This window comes from Haloechinothrix salitolerans (genome assembly GCF_042662605.1).
Lineage (GTDB): Bacteria > Actinomycetota > Actinomycetes > Mycobacteriales > Pseudonocardiaceae > Haloechinothrix_A > Haloechinothrix_A salitolerans.
The window spans coordinates 1019549-1043364 of record NZ_JBHSXX010000001.1 but is presented as its reverse complement, the minus strand read 5'-3'; the positions used below and the strand labels follow the sequence as shown (position 1 = coordinate 1043364).

At 69.4% G+C, this 23816-nt stretch carries 21 protein-coding genes; 7 read left to right on the top strand and 14 right to left on the bottom strand.

Annotated features, from left to right (window positions below; translation table 11 throughout):
* The first annotated feature begins 19 nt into the window (after positions 1–19).
* The gene (locus tag ACFQGD_RS04975) at positions 20–787 is read left to right on the top strand and encodes a PhzF family phenazine biosynthesis protein (protein WP_345395561.1); all 768 of its coding nucleotides are present in this window, start codon (positions 20–22) and stop codon (positions 785–787) included.
* Between the two features lie 10 nt (positions 788–797).
* Here the strand turns inward: ACFQGD_RS04975 and ACFQGD_RS04970 are convergent, their stop codons facing one another.
* The 5 genes from ACFQGD_RS04970 to ACFQGD_RS04950 are packed head-to-tail and all read right to left on the bottom strand — an operon-like array spanning position 798 to position 4656.
* Positions 798–1598 (bottom strand): metallophosphoesterase, encoded by an 801-nt coding sequence (locus ACFQGD_RS04970; RefSeq protein WP_345395558.1) that lies wholly within the window; start codon positions 1596–1598, stop codon positions 798–800.
* Positions 1599–1636: 38 nt separating this feature from the next.
* Positions 1637–2731, bottom strand: coding sequence for a sulfate/molybdate ABC transporter ATP-binding protein (locus ACFQGD_RS04965; protein ID WP_345395555.1), 1095 nt, complete (start codon positions 2729–2731; stop codon positions 1637–1639).
* A complete protein-coding gene (locus ACFQGD_RS04960) occupies positions 2728–3504 on the bottom strand; it encodes an ABC transporter permease (protein WP_345396101.1) in 777 nt (258 codons plus the stop codon). The genes ACFQGD_RS04965 and ACFQGD_RS04960 overlap by 4 nt, the downstream gene beginning before the upstream one ends.
* 29 nt (positions 3505–3533) lie before the next feature.
* A complete protein-coding gene (gene modA, locus ACFQGD_RS04955) occupies positions 3534–4256 on the bottom strand; it encodes a molybdate ABC transporter substrate-binding protein (protein WP_345395552.1) in 723 nt (240 codons plus the stop codon).
* Entirely contained in the window at positions 4249–4656 is a 408-nt protein-coding gene (locus ACFQGD_RS04950; protein WP_345395548.1) for a TOBE domain-containing protein, read from the bottom strand. The genes modA and ACFQGD_RS04950 overlap by 8 nt, the downstream gene beginning before the upstream one ends.
* Before the next feature lie 184 nt (positions 4657–4840).
* On the opposite strand from ACFQGD_RS04950, the gene moaA reads away from it, so the two are divergent.
* The 3 genes from moaA (at position 4841) to ACFQGD_RS04935 (ending at position 7650) form a co-directional block, all read left to right on the top strand.
* A complete protein-coding gene (gene moaA, locus ACFQGD_RS04945) occupies positions 4841–5851 on the top strand; it encodes a GTP 3',8-cyclase MoaA (protein ID WP_345396098.1) in 1011 nt (336 codons plus the stop codon).
* Positions 5852–5854: 3 nt separating this feature from the next.
* Positions 5855–6214, top strand: coding sequence for a MoaD/ThiS family protein (locus tag ACFQGD_RS04940; RefSeq protein ID WP_345395545.1), 360 nt, complete (start codon positions 5855–5857; stop codon positions 6212–6214).
* 779 nt (positions 6215–6993) lie between these two features.
* Positions 6994–7650 (top strand): transglycosylase family protein, encoded by a 657-nt coding sequence (locus ACFQGD_RS04935; RefSeq protein WP_345396095.1) that lies wholly within the window; start codon positions 6994–6996, stop codon positions 7648–7650.
* A 68-nt stretch (positions 7651–7718) separates the two neighbouring features.
* Here ACFQGD_RS04935 and ACFQGD_RS04930 read toward each other — a convergent pair whose 3' ends face one another.
* From ACFQGD_RS04930 to ACFQGD_RS04915, 4 genes are all read right to left on the bottom strand, one after another.
* Positions 7719–8771 carry a molybdenum cofactor biosynthesis protein MoaE gene (locus ACFQGD_RS04930; protein WP_345395542.1) on the bottom strand — a complete coding sequence of 351 codons (1053 nt, stop codon included), beginning with the start codon at positions 8769–8771 and terminating at the stop codon, positions 7719–7721.
* Positions 8771–9250 (bottom strand): cyclic pyranopterin monophosphate synthase MoaC, encoded by a 480-nt coding sequence (moaC, locus tag ACFQGD_RS04925; protein ID WP_345395539.1) that lies wholly within the window; start codon positions 9248–9250, stop codon positions 8771–8773. Before moaC ends, ACFQGD_RS04930 begins: the two co-directional genes overlap by 1 nt.
* Positions 9251–9257: 7 nt before the next feature.
* On the bottom strand, positions 9258–10646 hold the full coding sequence (locus ACFQGD_RS04920; RefSeq protein ID WP_345395536.1) for an NAD-dependent malic enzyme: 1389 nt from the start codon (positions 10644–10646) through the stop codon (positions 9258–9260).
* Positions 10647–10730: 84 nt separating this feature from the next.
* Positions 10731–10922, bottom strand: a complete 192-nt coding sequence (locus ACFQGD_RS04915) for a hypothetical protein (protein WP_345395533.1) — start codon at positions 10920–10922, stop codon at positions 10731–10733.
* Between the two features lie 94 nt (positions 10923–11016).
* Between ACFQGD_RS04915 and ACFQGD_RS04910 the strand changes: the two genes are divergently transcribed.
* Positions 11017–13332 carry a helicase-associated domain-containing protein gene (locus tag ACFQGD_RS04910; protein ID WP_345395530.1) on the top strand — a complete coding sequence of 772 codons (2316 nt, stop codon included), beginning with the start codon at positions 11017–11019 and terminating at the stop codon, positions 13330–13332.
* 60 nt (positions 13333–13392) lie between these two features.
* On the opposite strand, the gene ACFQGD_RS04905 is transcribed toward ACFQGD_RS04910, so the two are convergent.
* From ACFQGD_RS04905 to ACFQGD_RS04895, 3 genes are read right to left on the bottom strand one after another with little or no spacing between them, the layout of a single operon-like run.
* Positions 13393–13815 (bottom strand): DUF742 domain-containing protein, encoded by a 423-nt coding sequence (locus tag ACFQGD_RS04905; protein ID WP_345395527.1) that lies wholly within the window; start codon positions 13813–13815, stop codon positions 13393–13395.
* The gene (locus tag ACFQGD_RS04900) at positions 13812–14237 is read right to left on the bottom strand and encodes a roadblock/LC7 domain-containing protein (protein WP_345395524.1); all 426 of its coding nucleotides are present in this window, start codon (positions 14235–14237) and stop codon (positions 13812–13814) included. Before ACFQGD_RS04900 ends, ACFQGD_RS04905 begins: the two co-directional genes overlap by 4 nt.
* Positions 14237–17827 (bottom strand): nitrate- and nitrite sensing domain-containing protein, encoded by a 3591-nt coding sequence (locus tag ACFQGD_RS04895; RefSeq protein ID WP_345395521.1) that lies wholly within the window; start codon positions 17825–17827, stop codon positions 14237–14239. The genes ACFQGD_RS04900 and ACFQGD_RS04895 overlap by 1 nt, the downstream gene beginning before the upstream one ends.
* A 284-nt stretch (positions 17828–18111) precedes the next feature.
* On the opposite strand from ACFQGD_RS04895, the gene ACFQGD_RS04890 reads away from it, so the two are divergent.
* Together ACFQGD_RS04890 and ACFQGD_RS04885 are read left to right on the top strand one after the other, a co-directional pair.
* Positions 18112–19095 carry an ABC transporter substrate-binding protein gene (locus ACFQGD_RS04890; RefSeq protein WP_345395518.1) on the top strand — a complete coding sequence of 328 codons (984 nt, stop codon included), beginning with the start codon at positions 18112–18114 and terminating at the stop codon, positions 19093–19095.
* A gap of 62 nt (positions 19096–19157) precedes the next feature.
* Positions 19158–20804, top strand: a complete 1647-nt coding sequence (locus ACFQGD_RS04885) for a DNA repair helicase XPB (RefSeq protein WP_345396092.1) — start codon at positions 19158–19160, stop codon at positions 20802–20804.
* Here the strand turns inward: ACFQGD_RS04885 and ACFQGD_RS04880 are convergent.
* Together ACFQGD_RS04880 and ACFQGD_RS04875 are read right to left on the bottom strand one after the other, a co-directional pair.
* Positions 20801–21985, bottom strand: a complete 1185-nt coding sequence (locus tag ACFQGD_RS04880) for a type III PLP-dependent enzyme (protein ID WP_345395515.1) — start codon at positions 21983–21985, stop codon at positions 20801–20803. The genes ACFQGD_RS04885 and ACFQGD_RS04880 overlap by 4 nt on opposite strands.
* Positions 21978–23621, bottom strand: coding sequence for an IucA/IucC family protein (locus ACFQGD_RS04875; protein WP_345395512.1), 1644 nt, complete (start codon positions 23619–23621; stop codon positions 21978–21980). Before ACFQGD_RS04875 ends, ACFQGD_RS04880 begins: the two co-directional genes overlap by 8 nt.
* Positions 23622–23816 lie beyond the last annotated feature (195 nt).

The following is a 23816-nucleotide window of genomic DNA, read 5'->3' as shown; positions in this document are numbered from 1 at the left end:
TACGGGCATGATCGGGTCCATGCGGATGTATATCGTCGATGCCTTCACCAACACGCCGTTCTCGGGCAACCCCGCCGGGGTCGTACTGCTGGACGCGCCAGCCGACGAGGACTGGATGCAGTCCGTCGCGGCGGAACTCAAGCACTCCGAGACGGCGTTCGTCGAGGCCAACGCGCCCGAACCGCACCCGCTACGGTGGTTCACGCCGACGACCGAGGTCGACCTGTGCGGTCACGCGACGCTCGCGACCGCGCACGTGCTCGGCGACTCACGGACGTTCGAGACCCGCAGCGGCATGCTGACGTGCACCGCGACCGGCGACGGCTGGGTGGAGATGGACTTCCCTGCCGACCCCGGCGACCCGGTCGACGCCGACCCGACGCTGGTCGACGCGCTGGGCGGGGTCACCATCGAGCACGTCGAGCGCGGCGTGTCTGACCTGCTGGTCGTCGCGGTGAACGCGGCGCAGGTGCGGGCGGTGCGACCCAAGGCGACGCTAGCGGAACTGCCCGCTCGAGGCGTGATCGTCACCGCCCCGTCGGACGTCGACGGCGTCGATTTCATCAGCCGCTGTTTCTACCCAGACGCCGGGGTGGACGAGGACCCGGTGACCGGCTCAGCGCACTGCACCCTCGCGCCGTACTGGGCGCGGCGGCTCGGCAAGCGGGAGCTGACCGGCAGGCAGGTGTCGGAGCGCGGCGGCACCGTACGGATGACGCTCTCGGGCGACCGGGTGAGCCTCACCGGGCAGGCGGTGACGATCGCGCGCGGCGAGTTGTGCGTGTGAGGGATGCTGCTCATCCCTCCCAGGGCAGCGGCACCACAAGACACGGACCGCCGACGAACAGACCGGCGTCGACACCGAGGACCTTGCCGCCCGCGTAGACGAGCGGCCCTTCGATGTCCATCGGGTGTACGCCGAGCTGGTCGGCGATGACGCTGTGGCCGTGCACGATGCGGCTACCGCCGAGACGCTCCAGCACCCGGTCGGCCACCTCGGGACCATCCGGTCCCCGGAACGCGTACCGGGTGGTCAGCCGCCGCCAGAGCTCCCACCACTCCACGAGGTCGTCCCCGGCGAGGACGTCGCGCACGCCGTCATTGATGTCGTCGATGCTGCTACCCCACTCGAAGTACTCCAGCGTGTCGGAGTGCAGCAGCAGGTGGTCGGCGGCGTGGGCGAGCGCGGGGCGTGCCAGCAGCCAGTCGATGTGCTCTGGCGTCAGCGCGTCGACGTCGGACTGCTGGCCGCCGTTGAGTGCCCAGCTCCGGTCGAAGCTGCGGTAGCCGTAGTCGGACGGCACTTCGGTGTCACCGAACTTGTGCACGCCGAGCAGCAGGATCTCGTGGTTGCCGAGCAGCGTTTGGACCTGGCCGCCTGCCTCGGCCGCCTGCCGGTCCAGCCGCATGACCAGATCGATCACGCCGATACCGTCCGGTCCCCTGTCGACAAAGTCACCGAGGAACCACACGTGTGTCTCGCCAGCCGCCCAGTCGCCAGCGGCGTCGACCAGCCCGGCGTCGTGCAGTGCGGCACGCAGCGGCTCGACATGACCGTGCACGTCGCCCACCACGTACGTCGCTGGCTCAACAGTCACACATCAGACGATATGCCCGCCTCGGCGCCCGCGGCAGATCAGGGGGCGGGCGAGCGCCGCAGCGCTGGGTGAACGTCGACCGTGGCCGCCTTCACCGAGAGCAACACCTGACTGCCGACATCGAGGGCGAGGTCCGCGACGGCGGCCGGGGTGAGATCGGCGGCGATACCGGACGTCCAGCCGGGCCGGTCGTCGCGCGTGCGCAGCCGCACCACGGCGCCGTGCGGCTCCAGCGCGGCGATAGTGGCGGGAGCGGTGTTGCGCGGGCTGCCGTGCGGCTCGTCGTCCGATAGGAACACCGAGACCGCCCTTGGCGGGAACACCGCGACAGCCGGGTCACCGGGAACGGCGTCCTCGGCCAGCACCCCGGTGAGCGCGTGGCCATCGACGCGAAGACCATCCGCGGTGGCCTCGCCCACCACCAGGTTGAGCCCCGCGATCCGGGCGGTGAACCCGGTACGCGGCGAGGCCAGCACCTCACGGGTCGGCCCCTGCTCCACGACCCGGCCGGCAGCGAGCACAAGCACGTGGTCCGCGAGGCTGATGGCGTCCAGCGGGTCGTGCGTGACGACGACGGCGACCCGACCCGCGCGCCGCTGCCGCAGCACCGTCCGCAGTGCGGCGCGCATGGCGGGTGCGGCGTCGACGTCCAGCGCCGCGAGTGGCTCATCGAGCAGCAGCAGCGTTGGATCAGTCGCGAGAGCTCGCGCGAGCGCGACCCGCTGCGCCTGCCCGCCGGACAGCCGGGAGGGCCGCCGGTCGGCGAACTCCGCCACGCCGATCTCCGTGAGCCAGCGCCGCGCCACCTCCCGCGCCGTCGCCCGGTCACTGCCGCGCGAGCGAGGTCCGAACGCGACGTTGTCCAGCACGCTCAAATGTGGGAATAGCAGCGGGTCCTGCCGTAGCACCCCGACCCTGCGCTCCGGCGGCGGCAACCCCGCCACCGAACGGCCCGCTATATATATGGACGCGTCGGCGGGCCGCAGCAACCCGGCGAGGCAGTCAAGCAACGTCGACTTGCCCGACCCGTTCGGCCCGAGCACCGCGAGCACTTCGCCGTCGGGGACATCCAGCGCGACGTCAAGCGCGAAGCCGTCCCGACGCAGCCGCAGCTCGGCGCGCAGCCCGCTCATGCCCTGACTCCTTCGACCGAACGTGGTCGCGCGACCACGATGACGACGACCGCGATCACGATGAGCAGTAGCGACAGCGCCACCGCGCTGTCGACGTCCGCGTCGGCCTGCGCGTAGACCTCGAGCGGCAGCGTGCGGGTGACGCCTTGCAGGCTGCCCGCGAACGTGATCGTCGCGCCGAACTCGCCGAGCGCCCGCGCGAAGCTCAGCACCACCCCCGACGCCAGGGCTGGCAACAACAGCGGGCAGGTGACGCGAGTGAACACCGTCGCTGGCCGCGCGCCAAGGGTGGCGGCGACGCGCTCGAAGTCCTCGCCCGTCGCGCGCAGCGCGCCCTCGACGCTGACGACGAGGAACGGCATCGCGACGAACGTCTGCGCGATCACCACGGCGGCGGTGGTGAACGGCACCGTGATCCCGGCGGTGACGTCGAGCAGGTAGCCGAGAAAACCATTGCGACCGAGGCTGTAGAGCAGCGCGAACCCGCCGACGACGGGCGGCAACACCAGCGGCAGCAGCACGACGGCGCGCACCACCCGCACGAACGGAAACGTCGAGCGCGCTAGCACCACGGCGAGCGGCACCCCGAGCAGCACGCACAGCACGGTGGACAGCGCCGCGGTCAGCAGCGACAGCCGCAGCGCGTGCAGCGAGGCGTCCGAGGTCAGCAACGTCGGCAGCCGGGCGAAGTCGGTGCGCAGCAGCAGCCCGGCGATCGGCAGCGTGACCAGCGCGAGCGCGAGCACCGCTGGCGCCCACAGCGCCCTCGGCACCCGGCCCGCCGGGGTGAGGCGATCGTGGGTCACGGCGCGCCGAATCCCGCGTCGCGCAGCACACCGCTCCCGGCGCCGAGCACGAACCGCTGGAACTCCGCCGCCAGCGGTGCCTCGGTGAGCGTGGCGATCGGATACGTATTGACGGCGTCCTCGGCGCCGTCGATCGCCACCTCGTCCACGGCCTCGTCGCGCACGTCGGTGACGTAGACCAGCCCGGCGTCGGCCTCCCCGGCGCGCACCTTCCCGAGCACCGCCGTGACGTCGGGTTCCTCGCTGGCGAAGCGCGGCTCGACGTCGTGGGCCGCCGCCAGTTCGCGCGCCGCGCTGCCGCACGGCACCTGCGGCTGGCAGACCACGGCGGTGACGTCCTCGCGAGCGAGATCGGCGAGACCACGGATTCCGAGCGGGTTGCCCGGCTCAACGGCGATCGTCAGCGTGTTGGTCGCGAACGGCGTCGGCTCCCCGGTGAGCAGACCCTCGCCGGCGACGTCGCGCATGACGTCCTCGTCGGCGGAGGCGAACACGTCAGCGGACGCGCCCTCCGCGAGTTGCTGCGCCAACCGCGAGGAGCCCGCGAAATGCACCCGTACGTCGACGTCCGGGTGTTCGTCCTCGAACCGCTGTTCCAAAGTGGTGAAGACGTCGGTCAGCGAGGCCGCGGCGAACACGGTCAGCGTCCGCTCCTCGGACGCGGTGCACCCGGCCATGGCGAGCAGCGCGGCCAGCGAGGTGGCGATGGCCTTAGACATGGGCACCGCCCGGCGTCTCGACGACGACCGTCGTCGCCTTGACAACGGCGACCGCTAGCTCACCCGGTGCGAGGCCAAGGTCGCGGACGGCCTCGGCGCTCATCAGCGACACCACACGGTGCGGTCCGGCCTGGATCTCGACCTGCGCCATCACGGTGTCGGCGATGACCTTGGTGACCAGGCCGACGAACCGGTTACGGGCGGAACGCCCCACACCGGATGGGTCGTCGGCCGCCGCGGCCCGCTTCCGGGCGAACTCGGCGAGGCGCGCACCGTCGATCAGCGTGCGACCAGCGGTCTCGTCGAGCGCCGGAAGGTGGCCCGCCCTCACCCATCGGCGCACTGTGTCGTCGCTCACACCAAGAAGACCAGCGGCTTCTGAAATCCGAAATTGCGCCACAGCGGGCACTCTAGACACTTATCTGCGGAACGAACAGCCCTGAGTACCCGCGTGTACGTGTTCTCGTCGCGGCGCAACCCAACGACGGTGGTCATTTCCGTCACTCTTGGCCGTTACCCTGGTCAAGGTGACCGCGATAAACCTCGGCCTCCCCCAGATGGTCGGCGACGCACGCGCCGCCGACATGACCGGGCGGCCCGACACGCCAGCACTCGTCGACACGTTCGGCAGGGTTGCGACCGATCTGCGCGTCTCGCTGACGGACAAGTGCAACCTGCGCTGCACCTACTGCATGCCAGAAGAAGGCCTCGACTGGATGCCGGACGACCAGGTGCTCGCCGACGACGAACTCCTCCGGCTGATGCGCATCGCGGTCGAGCGACTTGGCATCACCGACATCCGGCTCACCGGCGGCGAACCGATGCTGCGGCCCGGCCTTGAGTCACTGATCGCGGAGATCACGTCGCTGGAGCCTCGGCCGCGCGTTGCGATGACGACCAACGGCATCGGCCTCGCCAAGCGGGCGCCCAAACTGGCGGCGGCCGGGCTCAACCGGATCAACGTCTCGCTGGACACCGTCGAGCGGGACACGTTCATCCGCATCACCCGCCGCGATCGGCTCAGCCACGTGCTCGCCGGACTGGCGGCGGCGCGCGACGCTGGCATGGACCCCGTCAAGATCAACGCGGTGCTGCTGCCCGGCGTCAACGAGCACGAGGCAACGGGGCTACTGCGGTTCTGTCTGGAGAACGGCTACCACCTACGGTTCATCGAGCAGATGCCGCTGGACGCGCAGCACAGCTGGGACCGCTCCGCCATGATCACCGCGGAGCAGATCCTGGAGCTGCTGCGAACCGAGTTCACACTCACCCCAAGCAACGAGGAGCGCGGTGGTGCCCCCGCGGAACGCTGGCTTGTCGACGGCGGACCCGGTGATGTCGGCGTGATCGCCTCGGTCACACGACCGTTCTGCGCCGCGTGTGACCGCACCCGGCTCACCGCGGATGGGGCGATCCGCTCGTGCCTGTTCAGCCAGCGCGAGACTGACCTACGGGCCATGCTGCGCAATGGCGGGACGGACGAGGACATCGCCAACGCCTGGCGCGCCACGATGTGGGCCAAACTCGCCGGGCACGAGATCAACGACGCCGGGTTCGCGCAGCCACTGCGGCCGATGAGCTCCATCGGGGGCTAGTGCATGACCGACACCACCGAGACGTCCGCAGCCGCCGGGGCTCACGGGACCACCGAGGCCGCCGAGACCGCCACGGCCGGACAGGCCGCCGGGGCCGCCACGGCTCGGACAATCGCTGTGCACGTCCGCTACTACGCCTCCGCGAGAGCGGCGGCGGGCACCGAGGCCGAGACCTTGGACCTACCCGAGGGCGCCGACCTCGCCGCCGCCCTCGACGCGATACGGGCACAGCATGACGCGGCGCTGGCGCGGGTGCTGACCGCCGCCAGCTTCCTGCTGGACGAGGTGGCGGTGCGCCGGCACTCCGCGCCATTGCACGACGGCGCGCGGCTCGACGTCCTCCCGCCGTTCGCGGGCGGCTGACGGAACGCGACCGCCGGAGGACCACGGCCACCTGCCGGACCACCGCATCACCCGCCGGACCACCGCATCACCTGCCGGACCACCGCATCACCTGCCGGACCACCGCGAGTGTGAGGCGTTGTGGTCGTTATGACGACCACAACGCCTCACACTTCACTTCGCGGGCTCCGGCAGCACCGCGGCAGTCGCACGCTCGTCGTGGATGTCAACGGACGCGCCGCGACCAACATCCGACGTGCGACAACGACGCACCAAACCCGGCTTGATTCGCACTCGATTCCGGGACGCATTCCGACGCGATTCCGGGGCGATTCGGACCCGGATTCCGGGGCTATTTTTCGGCCTGACGCTGCGGATTCTTGGGTCCAGCGGCGCCGCGTGGATGCGACGTGGGACACGCTCAGGCGGCCCTCCAACCGCCCCTACCGCTGGTCCACTGGCGGCGTATCCACGTGACGCAGACCTCACTCTGGGTGTTCCATCTCGAGAAGGCAACGGACTGATAACGACGCCCTGACCTGGGATTATCACGGAGTCGTTACCGAATCAATATTGTTACCGTGATCTAGATCACGCATCGGAAAATTTCCGATCACGGTTCCGGTTACGTACCGTCGTCTCTCGGTTGGCCCCGACCAGCCACGGCAAGACCGGGAATCCGTTCGCCAAACCCTGTCCGACGGATCTCCCGGAAACAACCCCGAACGAAAGTAACTCCGGGACAGGGACGCGGGATGACCCCAGCCAAGACGGCGGCGCGGAGGATTGAGATGTGCCAAATGTCTTACCGAGGCAAGCACCGCAAGCTGTCTACGACTACTCGCAACATCGCTCGTGTTGCCGTCGCGGGCGTTGCAGTCGGTGCTCCGATTGCGATGGCTGCCCCCGCCAACGCTGCCTATGCCCCGAACTGGGACATGCTCGCGCAGTGTGAGAGCAGCGGCAACTGGAGCATTAACACCGGTAACGGCTACTACGGTGGTCTCCAGTTCTCCCACAGCACCTGGCAGGCATACGGTGGCACGGGCTACGCGCACCAGGCGTCGAAGGCCGAGCAGATCCGTATCGCCGAAAAGGTCCTCGCGAGCCAGGGCCCCAACGCCTGGCCCGCATGCACCGCCAAGACCGGCTGGCACGTGGCCGGCGCGAGCGGCAGCTACCAGGGCTCCAACACCGAGGGCGGCGGTGCCGCGGCGCCACAGCCCGCCCCACAAGCCGATCCCGAGCCAGCCCCGCAGGCCGCTCCGGTCAAGGCCCGCGTCGCCAAGTCCAACCCTGACGGCGACTACACGGTGAAGAAGGGCGACACGCTCTCCGAGATCGCCGACAAGAAGGACGTCAAGGGCGGCTGGCAGAAGCTGCACAAGCTCAACGACGACTACATCAGCGACCCGGACTTCATCCTGGTCGGCCAGAAGATCGCCACCTCAAAGTGATCAACGGCCCGCGCTGAGTCGCTGTGCCCCACCGTGCACCCCCGATCGCGGTGGGGCACAGCAATGCGCTAGGGCGAGTTGACCCACTCGTCGGTGCCGTCGGCGAAGATCTGGTGCTTCCAGATCGGCAGCCGCTGCTTGACGGTGTCCACCAAGTCCGAGCAGGCGGCGAACGCCTCCTGCCGGTGGGCCGCCGCGACGGCGCACGCCAGCGCGACGTCGCCGATGGCGAGGTCACCGATGCGGTGGCTGACCGCGACGGCCCTGACCCCAGCATGGCGAGCGGTCACCTCAGCCACGACGTCGTCAAGGACGTCGCCAGCGCGCGGGTGGCCCTCGTAGTACAGCGCGCGCACGTCGCGGCCACCGTCGTGGTCGCGTACCACTCCGCCGAAGCTCACGACCGCCCCAGCGGTGCGGTCAGCGACGGCCGCGGCGTGTTCATCGACCGACACCGACTGATCGGTGACCTGAGACAGCACGACCCGCGCGGCAGGCTCGGGGGCTACCGCGGGGGTCGCGCTTTCAGGAGCGGCAACGGCGGCGTTCACCGTACTCCCGGCGCCAGCAGTCCCGTCCCCGAAAGCACGCCCGGCACCCGGCGCATCGACCGCGGCGCCAGCGTCCTCGCGGACGTGGTCGCCACCGGCTAGCTGTGACAGCGCATGGTCCAGGACGTCGTCCAGCACGCCGAGACCGTCCTTCACCCCGCCGCGCGAACCGGGCAGGTTCACCACCAGCGTGCCGCCGGCGACCCCAGCTCTGCCGCGCGACAACACCGAGGTCGGCACCTTCGGTAGTCCGGCGGCCCTGATCGCGTCGGCGAGCCCCGGCACCTCGTAGTCGAGCACCCGCGCCGTCACGTCGGGCGTGCGGTCCGTCGGCGAGATACCGGTGCCGCCCGTGGTGATCGCCACCTGAACACCGGCCGCGACGGCCTCTCGCAGCGCGGCGCCGACCGGATCACCATCCGGAACCACGACCGGCAGATCGACGTCGAAGCCGCGCTCGGTGAGCCAGTCGGTGATGATCGGACCGCTGGTGTCCTCGTACACGCCTGCCGCGGCTCGGTTCGACGCGACAATCACCCGGGCACGGCGCTCACCATTCAGCTCACCCATCAGCGATCCTCCGGCCTCTCCCAGACACCCGACTTGCCGCCTTCCTTGCGGTCCAGCCGCACCGCGTCCAGCGTCGCGGCCGGATCGACGGCCTTGATCATGTCGTGCAGCGTGAGTCCGGCGACCGTCACCGCCGTCAGCGCCTCCATCTCCACCCCGGTGCGGTCAGTGGTGCGCACGGTGGCCGAGATGCCGATCTCGGCGTCCCTGACGTCGAACTCGACCTCGACGCCGGAGATGGCGAGCGGGTGACACAACGGCACCAGGTCCGGCGTGCGCTTGGCGCCCATGATGCCCGCGATACGCGCGGTCGCGAGCGCGTCGCCCTTCGGCAGACCGCCCTCCGCCACCAGCCCGATCACCTCGGGCGTGGTGCGCACGACCCCAGTCGCGGTGGCGACACGCGCGCCGCGGTCCTTGGCGGAGACGTCGACCATCCTGGCAGCGCCCGACTCGTCAACGTGGCTGAGTTCACTCACGCCACCACTATCCCTCACGCAGTGCGACGCTCTTCACGGCGTCGGCGACCGCTGGCGCGACGGCCGCGTCGAACACGCTCGGCACGATGAACGCCGCGTTCAGCCGGTCGCTGTCGACGACATCCGCGATGGCGTCGGCGGCGGCGACCATCATCTCGTCCTTGATCTGGTGCGCGTGGGCGTCGAGCAGGCCACGGAAGACGCCGGGGAAGGCGAGCACGTTGTTGATCTGGTTCGGATAGTCGCTGCGACCGGTCGCCACGACGGCGGCGTGCTGCTGGGCCTCGATCGGGTCGATCTCCGGGTCGGGATTGGCCAGCGCGAACACCACTGGGTCCTTGGCCATGGTCTCGACCTGCTCGGCCCCGAACAGGTTCGGGCCTGACACACCGATGAAGACATCCGCGCCGACGAGCGCCTCGTGCAGGCTGCCCTGCGACTGCTCGGCGTTCGTGTTCTCCGCGATCCACCGCACGTTGGAGTTCATGTCGTCGAGCCCGGTGTGCACGATGCCGCGCCTGCCAACGGCGACGATGTCGCCAGGCCCCTTCGCCCGCAGCAGCCGGATGATGGCCGATCCGGCCGCGCCGACGCCGCAGACGACGATCTTGCAGTCCGCGATGTCCTTGCCGACCACGCGTAGCGCGTTGCGCAGGGCGGCGAGCACGACGATCGCGGTGCCGTGCTGGTCGTCGTGGAAGACCGGGATGTCCAGCTTCTCCCGTAGCCGCGCCTCGATCTCGAAGCAACGCGGCGCGGCGATGTCCTCAAGGTTGATGCCCGCGTAGGAGGGCGCGAGCAGCTCGACGGTGCGGATCAGCTCATCGGTGTCCTGCGTGTCGAGGCACACCGGCCAGGCGTCGACTCCGGCGAACTTCTTGAACAGCGCCGCCTTGCCCTCCATCACCGGCAGCGCGGCGGCCGGTCCGATGTTGCCGAGGCCGAGCACGGCGGAGCCGTCGGTGACGACGGCGACGGTGTTGCGCTTGATGGTGAGCCTGCGGGCGTCCTCGGGGTTGGCGGCGATGGCCTTGCAGACCCGCGCGACGCCCGGCGTGTAGGCGCGGGAGAGGTCATCGCGGTTGCGCAGCGCGACCTTCGAGTTGACCTCGATCTTGCCGCCGAGGTGGATCAAGAACGTTCGGTCGGAGACCTTGCGTACCCGGACGCCCTCAAGCTGCTCCAGCGCGTCGGTGACGCCATCGGCGTGCTCGGCGTCAATGACGTTGGCACTGATGTCGACGACGATGCGGTCGGTATGCGACTCGACGATGTCGAAAGCGGTCAATACCCCGCCGACCTGGCCAACCGCGGTGGTCAGGTCCCCCGCGGTGCTCGCCGCGGCGGGAGCGTCGACGCGAACCGTGATCGAATAGCCAGGACCGGGTACAGCCATGTGTGACTCCACAATGATGAGCGCCGATGGGTGTGGTGAAGACCCTATCGTGCCCGCGCACAGGGAGTCTTAGCGTGTCCGGGCTCAGGAACCCTTGTTGATCTCCGTCTCCGGGTGCTCGTAAGGCACGCGCTCCAGTGGGAAGCTCACGTCACCGAACGGCGACAGCGATCCCTGCCGGTCAGCGGCGAGTTCGCTCACCGGGTGCTCGCCGTCTTCCAGCTGCGGCCACGACGGGTCGATCCGGTCCTTGGCCACCTTCTTCGCGTTCGCCACGTTGTTCCTCCGGGTCCTGACGTGCCTTGGTGCGATCGAATTCTAGTCTGCCGACACGGGCCGCGGCGGACGCTGGTCGGTATCGTTTGATGTGATGCACGCGGCTGACGACTCGGCGGCGGTCTCCCTGGCAGCGGCGCTCCGGTCGGCCACGCCCGACGAACTGTCCGCGCTCCTGCTGGCCAGGCGCGACCTCGCCACTCCCCCGCCCCCTGACTCCACGGTGCTCGCCACCCGCGCGAGCACGCCGGGGTCGGTCGCGCGCGCCTGCGACGAGCTGGACTCGGCGACGCTGGCCACGCTGGAGGCACTGCTGCGACTCGGCGCGGACACCACGCCGGTGGAGCTTTCCGACGTTGCCAGCGTGCTGGGGGTGGACGCCGCGACCTCGGTGGAACGACTGTGCGCGCTGGCGATCGCTTGGGACGCGGGGAACGCAATCGCGGTGGTGCCCGCCGCCCGCGACGTCGTCGGCCCATATCCGGCCGGGCTCGGCCGCCCGCTGCCCGCGCTGGACGACGTCGATCTCGACGCCGCGCTCGCCGAGGTGACCGAGGAGGAGCGGTCGCTGCTGGACACGCTCGCGGCCGGTCCGCCGATCGGCACCAGCCGCGACGCCGCGATCGACATTCCGCTCGCCGAGGCGAAGACCCCGGTGCAGCGGCTGTTGGCGCGCGGGTTGCTGATGCGCCGCGACGCGACCACTGTCGAACTGCCCCGCCAGCTCGGCGTGCACCTGCGCGGCGGACGGGTGTTCGCGGCGTCGACGTTGACGCCGCCGTCACTGGCCACCCGAGAACACGGTGCTGACACCGTCGACAAGACGGCGGCGGGCGAGGCGATGTCGCTGCTGCGGCACGTCGGTGACGTGCTGGAGTCCTGGGGCCAGGAACCGCCGTCGGTGCTCAAGGCCGGTGGGCTCGGCGTGCGTGAGATCCGTCGGATGATGCGGGAGTTCGACGTCGACGAGCCACGCGCGGTGCTGCTCGCGGAGCTGGTCGTCGGGGCCGGGCTGGCCGCGGAGAGCAACGAGGAGGACGCCGCCTGGGTGCCGACGACGCTGACCGACACCTGGCTCGCGGCGCCGCCATCCGGGCAGTGGGCGTTGCTGGCCGACACCTGGCTGGCGCTGCCCCGGCTGCCGGGACTGGCCTACGGCACGGCGGCCGGACGCCAGGCGGACACGGCCGTCAAGGGTGCCGCCACCGGCGCTTCCTCGGCCGACAAGCCGCCTACGCCGCTGTCCGAACGGTTGCGCCGCCCACTCGCGCCGGAGTCAAGGCGGCGCGTGCTGCGCGCGCTCGCCGAGCTGCCGCCCGGTACGGGGGTCGAGACCGAGAGCCTTGTCGAGTACCTGGCGTGGCAGGCGCCCCGGCGCGGCGGCAAGTTGCGGGACGAGCTGGTGCGATGGACGCTGTCTGAGGCGTCCGCGCTCGGCCTTGTGGCGCTCGGAGCGGCCACGACGGCGGCGCGGGCGCTGCTCGTTGACAGCGAGACGGAGTCCGACGAGGACCACCGCGGCCGCGCGGCGGACGCGATGGCCGAAGCGATGCCAGACCCGGTTGACCATGTGCTCGTGCAGGCCGACCTCACCGTCGTCGCGCCTGGCCCGCTTGAGCCGGACTTGGCGACCGAGATCAACGCCGTCGCCGACGCGGAGTCCACCGGGCACGCGACCGTGTATCGGGTGAGCGAGACGTCGGTGCGGCGTGCGCTTGACACCGGACGAACCGCCACCGAGCTGCACGAGTTGTTCGCCTCGCGCTCGGCTACGCCGGTGCCCCAGTCATTGACGTATCTCATCGACGACGTCGCCCGCCGCCACGGCAAACTGCGCGGTGGCACGTGCGCGTCGTTTCTGCGGTGTGACGACGAAGCACTGCTCGCCGAGGTCCTGGCTGGCCCCGCCGCCACGGAACTCGGTCTGCGGGCGATCGCGCCAACGGTAGTCGTCAGCGACCTGCCGCTGGGCGACGTCATGACCGGCCTGCGCGAGCGCGGCTTCACCCCGGCGGCGGAAGGCCCGGACGGCAGGGTGATCGACCTGCGGCAACGCGGCAGACGCATTCCGGCGCGAAAACGCGTGGCTGGGTCACCACACACGAGCGGCACGCGGCAGATCGCGGGCGTGGTCGAACGAATCAAGGCGGGCGACCGCGCCGCCGCGTCCCGCCATGGCGCGAGTGTCCGCAACGACGCGGGCACGGGCGACACCTCGGCGACGCTCGCGCTGCTCAGCGAGGCAGCACGCGGCGGGCGGCAAGTATGGATCGGACTTGTCGACGCCCACGGCACGGCGACCCAGCGCGTCGTCACGCCGGTGCGGTTGTCCGGCGGCGTGTTGGAAGGCTCCAGTGCCGAGCGCTACCCGCTCCACCGCATCACGTCAGCGGCCCTTGTCGACGACTGATCCCGCTCCAACGGCCACCTTCGGCGCGCGGGCCCGGGCGCGAACGCGTGCGTTGGCCGTTCAGAGGTCGTGCAGGCTGCGCAGCAGGCGTTCGGTGAACTCGCGGGAGGACTTGTCGCCGAACGCGAGTCCCGGTTGGTGGACGTTGACCAGGCCTGCCTCAGCCATGTCAGCCACGATCACCTTGACCACGCCCAGCGGCAGTCTTAACTCGGCGACCACATCCGAAATGGTGCGAGCGTGCACGCAGAAGTCGCAGATCGCGCGGTGCTCGACCGCTCGCACGCCCTCGTAGCGTCTGCCCTGCTCGCTTGTGGTGACCGTCGCTTCGAGCGAGAGGTTGCGGTCCGGGCGGGTGCGGCCACGCGTACGCGCGTACGGCCGGGCGAGGGAGACCTGCCGCTGCGCGGGCGGTATGACCGGTGCCTGGTCCTGCACCGGGTAGAAGCTCGCCTCGTCGTTGTTCGTCTGGTTCACCATCATCGTGCCCCCTTGTCACCCCGCGCCTGCTGTGCGGCGCGCGGGATCTTGTCGGCCAGCGAGTCGGTCAACATGGCCATCTCGTAGGCCACCGTTCCCAAGTCGGACCTCGGCGACGCCAGCGCGGCGACAACGGCACCATCGTGCACCCACATGAGGTACAGATACCCCCGCTCCATCTCGATGACGGTCTGGTTCACCGCGCCCCCGGTGAAGCAGTCCGCCGCGCTTCCCGCCATGTGCATCAGACCCGACGTGATCGCGGACAGCTGCTCGGCTCGGTCCCTCGGCAGCTCAGCGGACACCGCGAGCGGCAACCCGTCGTATCCGACGACAACCGCGTGCGCGACCCCGTCGACTCGTTGTGCGAAGTCCGTGAGCAGCGAGTCGATGGTCCCGGTTGGCTGCCCAGCGGACGGTGCCACTATCCCTCCTTGCCTCCTGATCCGACTCGCTCATCGAGCCATTGCTGTTGTCCCACGCCTACGGTGGCCCTATGACCTGAATCAGCGTATTCCCCATCGCTGCCCTGTCGAGCGCGTTGCATCCCTTCTGAGAGGCTGCGCATCCTGCTTCGAACCGCGTCGGGCGCACGTGAGATGACGTCGGTCCGCATGGCAACGTCCTCCCCGTCGTCCGAGGCGTCGGTATCCCCGCTGAGCAGGTCTGACGTCCGGTCGAGACGGTCGGTGCCGCCCTCGGATGGCGGGCTGAGATCGGCCTCGGCGAGATCGAGTTCACCCTGCGACGGCGGCGCGAATTCGGCGGTGGATCGCGACACGCCTTGGTTCGCAGAGTTCACCCCATTGGCCGCATCCGCCGGTTGGTTCGTCCAGATGGTGGGCCGTTCCACCCGAGTGATGGGTGTCGTTCGCCGCGTGGACGCCGACGCGGAACTCCCGACGCCGTCCGGTTCCGACACCGGCTCATGCCCGTTGACACCCTCGTGAGTCCCGTCTTGTTCGTCCTCTGTGTCCGGTGACCCGGTGTATGACGACACCGGCACCGGGTTAGGGGCTGGCCGAAACCGAGGCTCGGCGTACCGACTGGAATCGGAGGTAGCGTGCCCATGCGCGTCAGGCTCTGCATCCGCCGCGACATCGGCCGATGTGGAGAAACGTTTGCTGCGCCCAGTGACCGCGTCAAGCACGGCGATCAGGCCGAAGTCGTCGCCGGTGGACCGGTCGTCCGCCTCGCGCTCGTCAGTAGCTGGCTCGCCCGCCGAGTCCGGATCGGACCGCTCCGCATCGGTGCGTGACTCGGACCGTGCGGCGAAATCGACGTGGTCGTCCGCGCCACCGGACGTCGGCGGCGCGGCTGGCTCGGCCGCGACGGGCGACGGTCCAGGCGCGCCGTCGAGCACGGCATCGAAGAACGACTCCACGACCGCTTCCGCCTCGGTCGCCGAGTTCCGCACCGGGCGCATTTTCGGCTTGGTGATCGCGCGAGGTCCCGTGTCGGCATCCAGATCGGTGGGCGGCTCCGTCTCGGCCGAAGGCTCCGTCTCGGCCGGTGGCTCCGGTGGCTCGGTCCCACCATCGTGCCGCGCCGCGACGTCCGTTCCGCCTCGCGCATCGGCCGTAGCGGTCGCCTCCTCGTCTTCCGAGGGAGCCGCCGAAGCCGACGGCGATACCGAAGATGCCGTGCCTCCCGCGTCGCCCTCCGTGGCTTCACCCTCCGGCAGCGATCGCACCGGGCGGGACGGACCCGTGTAGAGCCCCGGCAGCTCCGGCTCGTCATCGCCCTCGCGGAACCACCTGGTCAGCAGGTCCTTGTACACCGGAAGCCGCTCGGTCGGCTGGTCGTCATCGAGCGGGTGGTGGACGACACCCTCCTCCGGATGCGCCGCCCGCTCGGTCACCACCGGCGCACGCTTCGGCGGGCCGGAGCCTTGGTTCTTGCGCGACCGCACCGTCACCGTGTCCAGCCACTCCGGCCGCCTGCCCGGCTCCGTGGACGGTCCGACCTCAGTGTCCTCGGACAGCTCACCGATCACCTGCGCGGGCACCAGCACGGACGCCGTCAGCCCGCCGGTCGAGGCGTGCCGCAGCCGCACTTCGAGGCCGTTGCGCTGCGCCAACCTGCCCACGACGTAGAGCCCCATCTTCCGGGACGCCTCAACGTCGATCTCCGGTAGTTCGGCGAGCCGCGAGTTGGCCGAGTCGATCGCCTCCTGCGACATGCCAGGCCCGCTATCGGTGATCTCGATCAGCCACGCGCCGTTCTTGTCGACCGAACTGGCCAGCGTGACCATCGTGTCGGTCGGCGAGCCGTTGGTGGCGTTCTCCAGCAACTCGGAGATCACGTGCACCACGTCGCTGACGACGTCGCCGCGCACCGCGATGTCGGGCACCGACGCCAGCTCGACCCGCTGGTACTGCTCGATCTCGGACAGCGCGGCCCCGACCACCTCGGACGCCGCGACGGTGCCAGGCAACATGCGGGCGAAGTCGTTGCCCGTGAGCACGAGCAGGTTCTCGCAGATGCGGCGGGACCGCGTCGCGAGATGGTCCAGCTCGAACAGCGATGCCAGCGTGTCCGGGTCTTGTTCCTCCGCCTCCATCCGGTCCAGCATGTCGAGCTGCCGATCCGCCAGCTCCTGCCCACGGCGAGACAGGTTGACGAACATCGCGTTGACGTTGCTGCGCAACTCGGCCTGCTCGGTGGCGAGCCGGATCGCCTCGCCGTGCACCGCGTCGAACGCGCGCGCGACGTGACCGACCTCGTCATTGCTGTTCACCGGCACCGGCGCGACGTCAGCGGACCGCGCGGCGTGCGGATCGACGAGCAGCCCGTGCACCGCGGCGGGTAGGCGATACTCCGCGACCTCGAGTGCGCTGCTGCGCAACGTGCGCAACGGTCGCAGCAGCGACCTGGCGATGACTAGCGCGAGCAGCACCGCGATCAGCAACGCGCCGATGACGATCGCGCTGTCCCGGAGCGCGGCGGTCCGCGCGGCACCCGCGAGCGCGTCGGTGCGCTGTTGCATCTGGGCGAGCAGCGCCTCCTCGACGTCGCGGACCAGATTGATCGTGTAGGTCGACGACGTCTCCCATCGCGCGGGATCAAGGCCATCGAACGACTGGCCGGTCTCGGTGCGGACCAGTACCGACTCGATCATGTCGTTGCGCTGGTCGACGATCAGGCCAGTGACGGTGTCGTCGTACATCCGCCGCTGCGCGGGTGTCGCGAACTTGCGGAAGTCGGTGCGCCATGCCTCGGCCTCGGCGCTGGCGGAGCTGAGGCGCCGCTCCCTTTCCGAGCTGAGCGAGCGTTTGACCAGTGCCTCCGCGACGAGCGCGCGGGCCACCGACATCTGGTCCTTCGCCTGCGACACCGCGGAGCCAGCCAGTTGCAACCGCACCAGCTCCGGCTCGCTGATGGTGGCGACGGATTGCTCCCGCGCGGACAGCAGCGCGGAGATCAGCTCGCTGTACGACCGCAGCACCGCGTCTGCGGGATACGCGGCGTGCTGCGCCCCGAACCGCAGCTTGGAGAGGTCGTTGAGGCGTTCCCGCAGCTTCTCGAAGCGGTTGGCGGCGTTGGGAGCGAGCTCAGGCCGGGAGGCGGCTAGCGCCCTGCTGAACTCGCCGAGTTCCTTGTCAACCCGATCGCGCTGCTTCCGCAGCTCGGTGGGCTCGCCCTGCCTGTCCCGCGCGATGTGGCGGACGGTCAGGTCACGTTCCCGCTGCAGGACGTGCACCAGCGAGGCGACGGCGGTGTCGGTGCGCACCCGCGCGGACAGCTGGGCCAGCTCACCCGCCGATGCGACCTGACCGTGGAACCGCATTCCGATCAGCACGAGCGCGGTCATGGTCGGCACGAGCAGGGCGGCGATGAGCTTGGTGCGCAGTGACCAGTTCCGCAGCCGCCACGCACCGCCGGTGACGCTGGGACTCAGCCAGCGGAGGCGAGGGCGAAACCCGCGCCGGGTGCTCCTGCCGTCGCCATCGGCCGGCTCCGCCGAGGCGCGTTGCGTCGCGTCATCGGGGTGAGCGGTCGCGCGTCGGGGCACACTGCTGTCCTTCTCGGATCTTCTCAACTCGTCCACTGGACCACGGTCGCCGCACCAGACCTCGTTGTCGCGCCGTGCGGGGCAGCGGTAGCTGGAGAGTATCTGGCCGGGTTGCTCTCGAAAAGCCCGTGTCCCATGCATCAGCACGTGCTTGGAGACCAAATTGATCACGCTCGGCCATGGGGCGTGACGTGCCACGAAAGGCGGATCACAGGGCGCTCTGAACCGATAGAATCGCCACGCACCTGCACAACTGCCGAGAGCGGAAGGCCTGCATGCGGCGCATGACGAACCACGGTCCGCCGCGTCCGCACCGCCTCGGCGTCGTGATCATGGTCTTCGCCTTGTTGGCATCCTGTTCTGTGATCTCACCCGAACGGCCGCATGGCCCCGTGGAACTGGCGACGCTCAAAGTCGCCGTCACCCGAGCGATCGACACGGCGCCGTTACGGCTCGCCGTCAAGCGCGAGATGTTCGAACGTTCGGGGCTGACGGTCACGCTCGTGGAACAGCCCAGCCAGCGGCGCTCGCTCAAGGCGCTGTGGTCCGACACGGTCGACGTCGCGTTCACCGGCAACGTCACCGTCCTCAAGGAGGTCGCGAATGGGGCGGATGTGCGGATCCAAAGCGAGGCCTACATCGCGGGTCCGGACACCATGGGCCTAGTCACGCTACCCGGCAGCGGCTACGACGGCCCGACGGCGAAGGTGGCGCCCCGGATCGCCGTGGACACCCTCGGCGGGCTCGGCACACTGACAACCCGCTCGCGGATGGCGACGGAGGGTATCGATCCCGACGCCATCCAGTTCACCGCGATGCCCTTCGGCGCGATGATGGACGCCCTCAGGCGAGGTGAGATCGACGCGGCGTGGCTGACCGAACCGGACATCAGCCGCGCGCAGCAGGAGTTCGGCGCGCGGATCATGACCGACACCGCACGCGGTGCGATGCTGGACTTCCCGATGTCGAGCTATGTCACGACCGGGAAGGCGGCGACGAAGCACCCCACGACGTTCGCGGTGTTCCGCGAGGTACTGACGAAGGCGCAACAGCTCGCGGCGGATCCCACCGAGGTGCGCGACGTCCTCGCCTCGTTCTCGTTCCTGGACAAGACGGCGGCGACGCTCGTCGCGCTTGGCACGTTCCCGACGTCGGTCAACGCCGTCCGCCTGCAACGGGTGGCAGACCTGATGCACGACTGCGGGCTCGTGCGCAAGCGCATCGACGTCAGTTCGCTCGTACCGAACTCCGCGACTCGGGGCGGCTGAACTCGCTCGACGTGGCAGGTCAACGTTACCCGGGGCATCGGCTCCACCCGGACGTACTCGGTATAAAGGACGTTGTGAATGGCCCCCTGATCGTCCAGTCGGACAAGACCGTGCTGCTTGAGGTCGACCACGACCGCGCGGAGGACGCGAGGGTGGCGATCGCGCCGTTCGCCGAGCTGGAACGCGCACCGGAGCACGTGCACACCTATCGCATCACACCGCTCGCGCTGTGGAATGCCCGCGCCGCGGGCCACGACGCGGAACAGGTCGTCGACGCGCTGACCAACTACACCCGCTTCCCGGTGCCGCAGCCGCTGCTGATCGACGTCGTCGACACCATGGCGCGGTTCGGGCGGCTGCAGATCACCAACCACCCAGCGCACGGCCTCGTGATGACGACGACGGACCGCGCAGTGCTGGAGGAGGTGCTGCGCTCCCGCAAGATCGCACCCATGCTGGGTGAGCGCATCGACGACGACACCGTCGCGGTGCATCCGTCGGAGCGCGGCAGGCTCAAGCAGGCGCTGCTCAACGTCGGCTGGCCCGCCGAGGACCTCGCGGGGTACGTCGACGGCGAGGCGCACCCGATGTCGCTGGACGAGACGGACTGGGCACTGCGCGACTACCAGCGGCAGGCGGCGGACGCGTTCTGGGCGGGCGGCTCCGGCGTGATCGTGCTGCCGTGCGGCGCTGGCAAGACGCTGGTCGGCGCCGCCGCGATGGCGCAGGCGTCGGCGACGACGTTGATCCTGGTCACCAATACCGTCGCGGCCAGGCAGTGGAAGCGGGAGCTGCTGGCGCGGACGTCGCTGACGGAGAACGAGATCGGCGAGTACTCCGGCGAGCGCAAGGAAATCCGGCCGGTCACCATCGCGACGTACCAGGTGCTCACCCGCAAGACCAAAGGCGTATACCGGCACCTCGAGCTGTTCGACTCCCGCGACTGGGGGTTGATGATCTACGACGAGGTGCACCTGCTGCCCGCGCCGGTGTTCCGGATGACCGCCGACCTGCAGTCGCGGCGACGTCTCGGGCTGACGGCGACGCTGGTGCGCGAGGACGGCCGCGAAGGCGACGTCTTCTCGCTGATCGGTCCGAAACGGTTCGATGTCCCGTGGCGCGACATCGAACAGCAGGGCTGGATCGCGCCCGCCGAGTGCGTTGAGGTGCGGGTGACGCTGACCGAGGCGGAGCGGATGGCCTACGCCACCGCCGAGGTGGACGAGCGGTACCGGATCTGCTCGACCGCGCGCACCAAGACGCCAGTGATTCGCTCCATCGTGGAGAAACACGCAGGGGAGTCGGTGCTGGTCATCGGGGCGTACCTGGACCAACTGGACGAGATCGGCGCCGAGCTGGAGGCCCCGGTGATCACGGGCGCCACCCGCAACACCGAGCGGGAGCGGCTGTTCGAAGCGTTCCGGCAAGGCGAGATACCGACCCTGGTGGTGTCGAAGGTCGCGAACTTCTCCATCGACCTGCCCGAGGCCGCCGTAGCGGTGCAGATATCAGGCACGTTCGGCTCCCGGCAGGAGGAGGCGCAGCGCCTCGGACGGCTGCTGCGTCCGAAGGCCGACGGCAGGCAGGCGCACTTCTACTCCGTGGTCGCCCGCGACACCGTCGACGCCGACTACGCCGCCCATCGGCAGCGCTTCCTCGCCGAACAGGGCTACGCCTACACGATCCGGGACGCGGAGGACGTGGGCTAGGAACCCAGGAACACCTGCTCCGGGTGCGGGTGCGACAGGAAGTCGTGGTGGGAGATCTCCCAGCCGTAGGCGCCCGCGTGGCTGAACACCAGCACGTCGCCAGCCCTGGCGCGCACCGGGACGTCACGGGCGAGGACGTCTTTCGGCGTGCACAGCTCGCCGACCACCGTGATCGGCCCGTCGGTGGCGGGGCGGGGCAGGCCGCGCGGCCACGCGTCCACCGGTACCACGGTGAACGGGTGGCTGTGCTGCCACGACACCGGCAGCCGAAAGTGATGCGTGCCGCCGCGCACCAGCACGTAGTCGACGCCGTGATTGCGTTTGACGTCCATCACCTCAACGGCGTACCGCCCGCACGCCGCGACCAGGTACCTGCCACATTCGAAGTCGATCTCGCGCCAGTGCTCGGGGAACGTCGTGACCAGCTTGTCCAGTCCCTCGACGAAGCGCGACCAGTCGAACCGCGAGTCGAGGTTGGCGTAGTCGACCCCGATGCCGCCGCCGACGTTGAGTACCTCGCAGCGTACGTCGAATCGGTTCTCCCACGCCGTCACGGTGTCCCGGTAGAGCCGCACGAGTTCCAGGTGGGCGTCGGCGGACAGGTTGTTGGACAACGAGTGGAGATGGAACCCGACGAGGCGCACGTACGGCAGCGACCGCACGGTCGCGACGGCGTCGGCCAGCACGGACTCGTCGATACCGAACTGGGTTGGCCGTCCCGCCATGGCCAGCGTCGCGGCCGGGAACGGCCCGGCGAGGTTCACCCGCAGCAGCACCTCCGCGGTGACACCGTGCGCCGCGGCGACGGCATCGATACGATGAAGTTCCAGCAGGCTCTCGACGTGGAAGCGAGTGACCTTGGCGCGGAGCGCGTCGGCGATCTCGCTGTCGGTCTTCACCGGACCGCCGAACAGTATCGGAACGTCGTCACCGGTGGCCCTGGCTTTGGCGACCTCGCCGCCCGACGCCACCTCGAACCCGGCCACCAGTGGCGCGAGCGTCCGCAGGATCGGTGCGGCGCTGTTGGCTTTCATGGCATAGAACATGCGGCAGCGCTCCGGGAGTGTGGCCACGACGCCCGCGACGTGTTCGCGCAGCGCGTCGAGGTCGTAGCCGTACCGGCACACCGGGGCGTCGTGCGGCGCGCGTGTGGTCAACGCCGTGGTGAGCGGGTCAGTCATCGTCACCTCGACCGGCGGGATCGTCCGACCGCGGCGCGAGTGGGTTGGGAACGTCGTGCAGGCGCGGTTCGGTGTCGGTGAGCAGCCTGCGCGTGGTCAGCTTCTCCACCGCGACCGTGGGCTTGCCGACGTCGAACAGCGCGAACCGCTCGCGTAGTTCGGGGAACCGCGCCTGGTAGGTCGCGATGCCTTCCCGCACGATCGCCCAAAACTCGCGTTCGCCGAGCAGCCCGGCGTCGTCGAGGAATCCCGCTAGCTCGCCCAGGTTGACGAAGCAGAACGCGTCCAGCAGGAAGTCGGTGACGAGATCAACGTCGTCGGTCTCCACAAAGGAGTTCGCGTTGACATGGTGCGGTGGCGGGCTGTCGATTGGCGGGCAGTCGTCCGGATCGGACAGTAGCGCACGGTGAAACCGGATGCCGTCGTGAAAATCCTTGAGCGCGATACGTTCCGGCATGCCGTCACGATGCACCAGCACCATGTTCTGGGCGTGTGCCTCGCACGCGACACCGTGTCGGAACAGCAGATGCAGCAAGGGAATCACCGCGACGCCGACAAGTCGACGTGTCCACGCGCGAGCGCCATGGTGACGCAGCCAGGCGTCCACGAAGGGTGTGCCGTCGAGTTCACTCCCGGTTAGGGCGGTGAACGGCACCGCTCGCTCGCCGGAGGTGAGGAAGGCGTGCAGGCTCTCCCGCCAGATACAGGCCAGCGTGCCGTAGGTCGCTGACCGCGCGAACGCGGCGGGCGGATCAGGCGTGACGGAACTTCCCATGACCTCACGGAGCACGATCAAGCCCGACTCGTCGCGCAGGAAGGCGTCCTCATCGATCACGCGACGCAGCCAATCCGAGATCGGCGGCGCGTTGCGTACGGTGTGTGGGGCCAGTACGCGGCTGGTGGAGGTGTTGACCAGCGACATCGACAGTTTCAGGTACGGACGGTCCGGCATGTCCCGACAGGCGAGCGTGCGAATGGACTGTTGCGCACGGAAGGCGCGCGGGTCCTCGCCGAGCACGATGAGCTGTCGTCGTCTGAGCTGCTCGGCGAACGCGGTGGCGACGTATTCTCGCCACTGCCAAGGATGCACCGGCAGTAACGTATAGCTTCCCGGATCGACGCCCTCGGCACGAAGCCTCTCGTGAAAGGATGCCAGCGTCTCCCCGAGCTGCGCGGCGAGGAAGTCCGCCTCATTCAGTGTCGCCGCTCTGGTGACCTCCGTAATCGAGCGGTGCGAAGCGAGCCACAGTGGACGGACGTCGGGGGCGAACTCAGGGCCGAAAGCGAGGTTGTCCGTGACATCGAAGCCGACCCGTGATTTGAACGCTGGGTGATAGCGGTGCCCGTCCAGCACGAGCGATTCGAGCTGATCGTACTCGGCGCTGGCCAGTACATGACCACGTTCCGATGCGACATAGCGGGCGAGCGCATCGTTGATCAACGTTCGTTCCAGTTCATCCGCGAACCGAGCGAGACAAGCTGGCTCCGCGAGCAGCGAATCCACTGACTCCGCGAGGAACCGGGTGATGGACTCCGCCTCGCCACTACCGGCAGCATCGTGGCGCCGCACCGGCCCTGACTCGAGCACGACCCGGTTGAATCCGAATCGTCGCCGCATCCGGAACGTATAGCGCACGGGGGCACCGTCGGCGCCTGTGGCATCCACAATGGATTCACCAGTGTCCGCATCTCGAATGCTGATCGCGGCTTCGTACACCAAAGACTCCAGCAGCTGCCGGAATACCCGCCGCCGTGCGGCAATGAAATCCGGCGCACGCAAAGCACGCTGAATCACGTCCGCCGTAGCGTCCGACGATTCGGAGCCGCGAGC

What these genes read in the sequence shown, in the direction of transcription:
- ACFQGD_RS04965 (WP_345395555.1), bottom strand. Translation starts at nt 2,731, where the DNA reads ATGAGCGGGCTGCGCGCCGAGCTGCGGCTGCGTCGGGACGGCTTCGCG.
- ACFQGD_RS04910 (WP_345395530.1), top strand. Translation starts at nt 11,017, where the DNA reads ATGCACGCGGCTGACGACTCGGCGGCGGTCTCCCTGGCAGCGGCGCTC.
- ACFQGD_RS04880 (WP_345395515.1), bottom strand. Translation starts at nt 21,985, where the DNA reads ATGACTGACCCGCTCACCACGGCGTTGACCACACGCGCGCCGCACGAC.
- ACFQGD_RS04920 (WP_345395536.1), bottom strand. Translation starts at nt 10,646, where the DNA reads ATGGCTGTACCCGGTCCTGGCTATTCGATCACGGTTCGCGTCGACGCT.
- ACFQGD_RS04975 (WP_345395561.1), top strand. Translation starts at nt 20, where the DNA reads ATGCGGATGTATATCGTCGATGCCTTCACCAACACGCCGTTCTCGGGC.
- ACFQGD_RS04905 (WP_345395527.1), bottom strand. Translation starts at nt 13,815, where the DNA reads ATGATGGTGAACCAGACGAACAACGACGAGGCGAGCTTCTACCCGGTG.
- ACFQGD_RS04890 (WP_345395518.1), top strand. Translation starts at nt 18,112, where the DNA reads ATGACGAACCACGGTCCGCCGCGTCCGCACCGCCTCGGCGTCGTGATC.
- ACFQGD_RS04940 (WP_345395545.1), top strand. Translation starts at nt 5,855, where the DNA reads ATGACCGACACCACCGAGACGTCCGCAGCCGCCGGGGCTCACGGGACC.
- ACFQGD_RS04930 (WP_345395542.1), bottom strand. Translation starts at nt 8,771, where the DNA reads ATGGGTGAGCTGAATGGTGAGCGCCGTGCCCGGGTGATTGTCGCGTCG.
- modA (WP_345395552.1), bottom strand. Translation starts at nt 4,256, where the DNA reads ATGTCTAAGGCCATCGCCACCTCGCTGGCCGCGCTGCTCGCCATGGCC.
- moaA (WP_345396098.1), top strand. Translation starts at nt 4,841, where the DNA reads ATGACCGGGCGGCCCGACACGCCAGCACTCGTCGACACGTTCGGCAGG.
- ACFQGD_RS04935 (WP_345396095.1), top strand. Translation starts at nt 6,994, where the DNA reads ATGTCTTACCGAGGCAAGCACCGCAAGCTGTCTACGACTACTCGCAAC.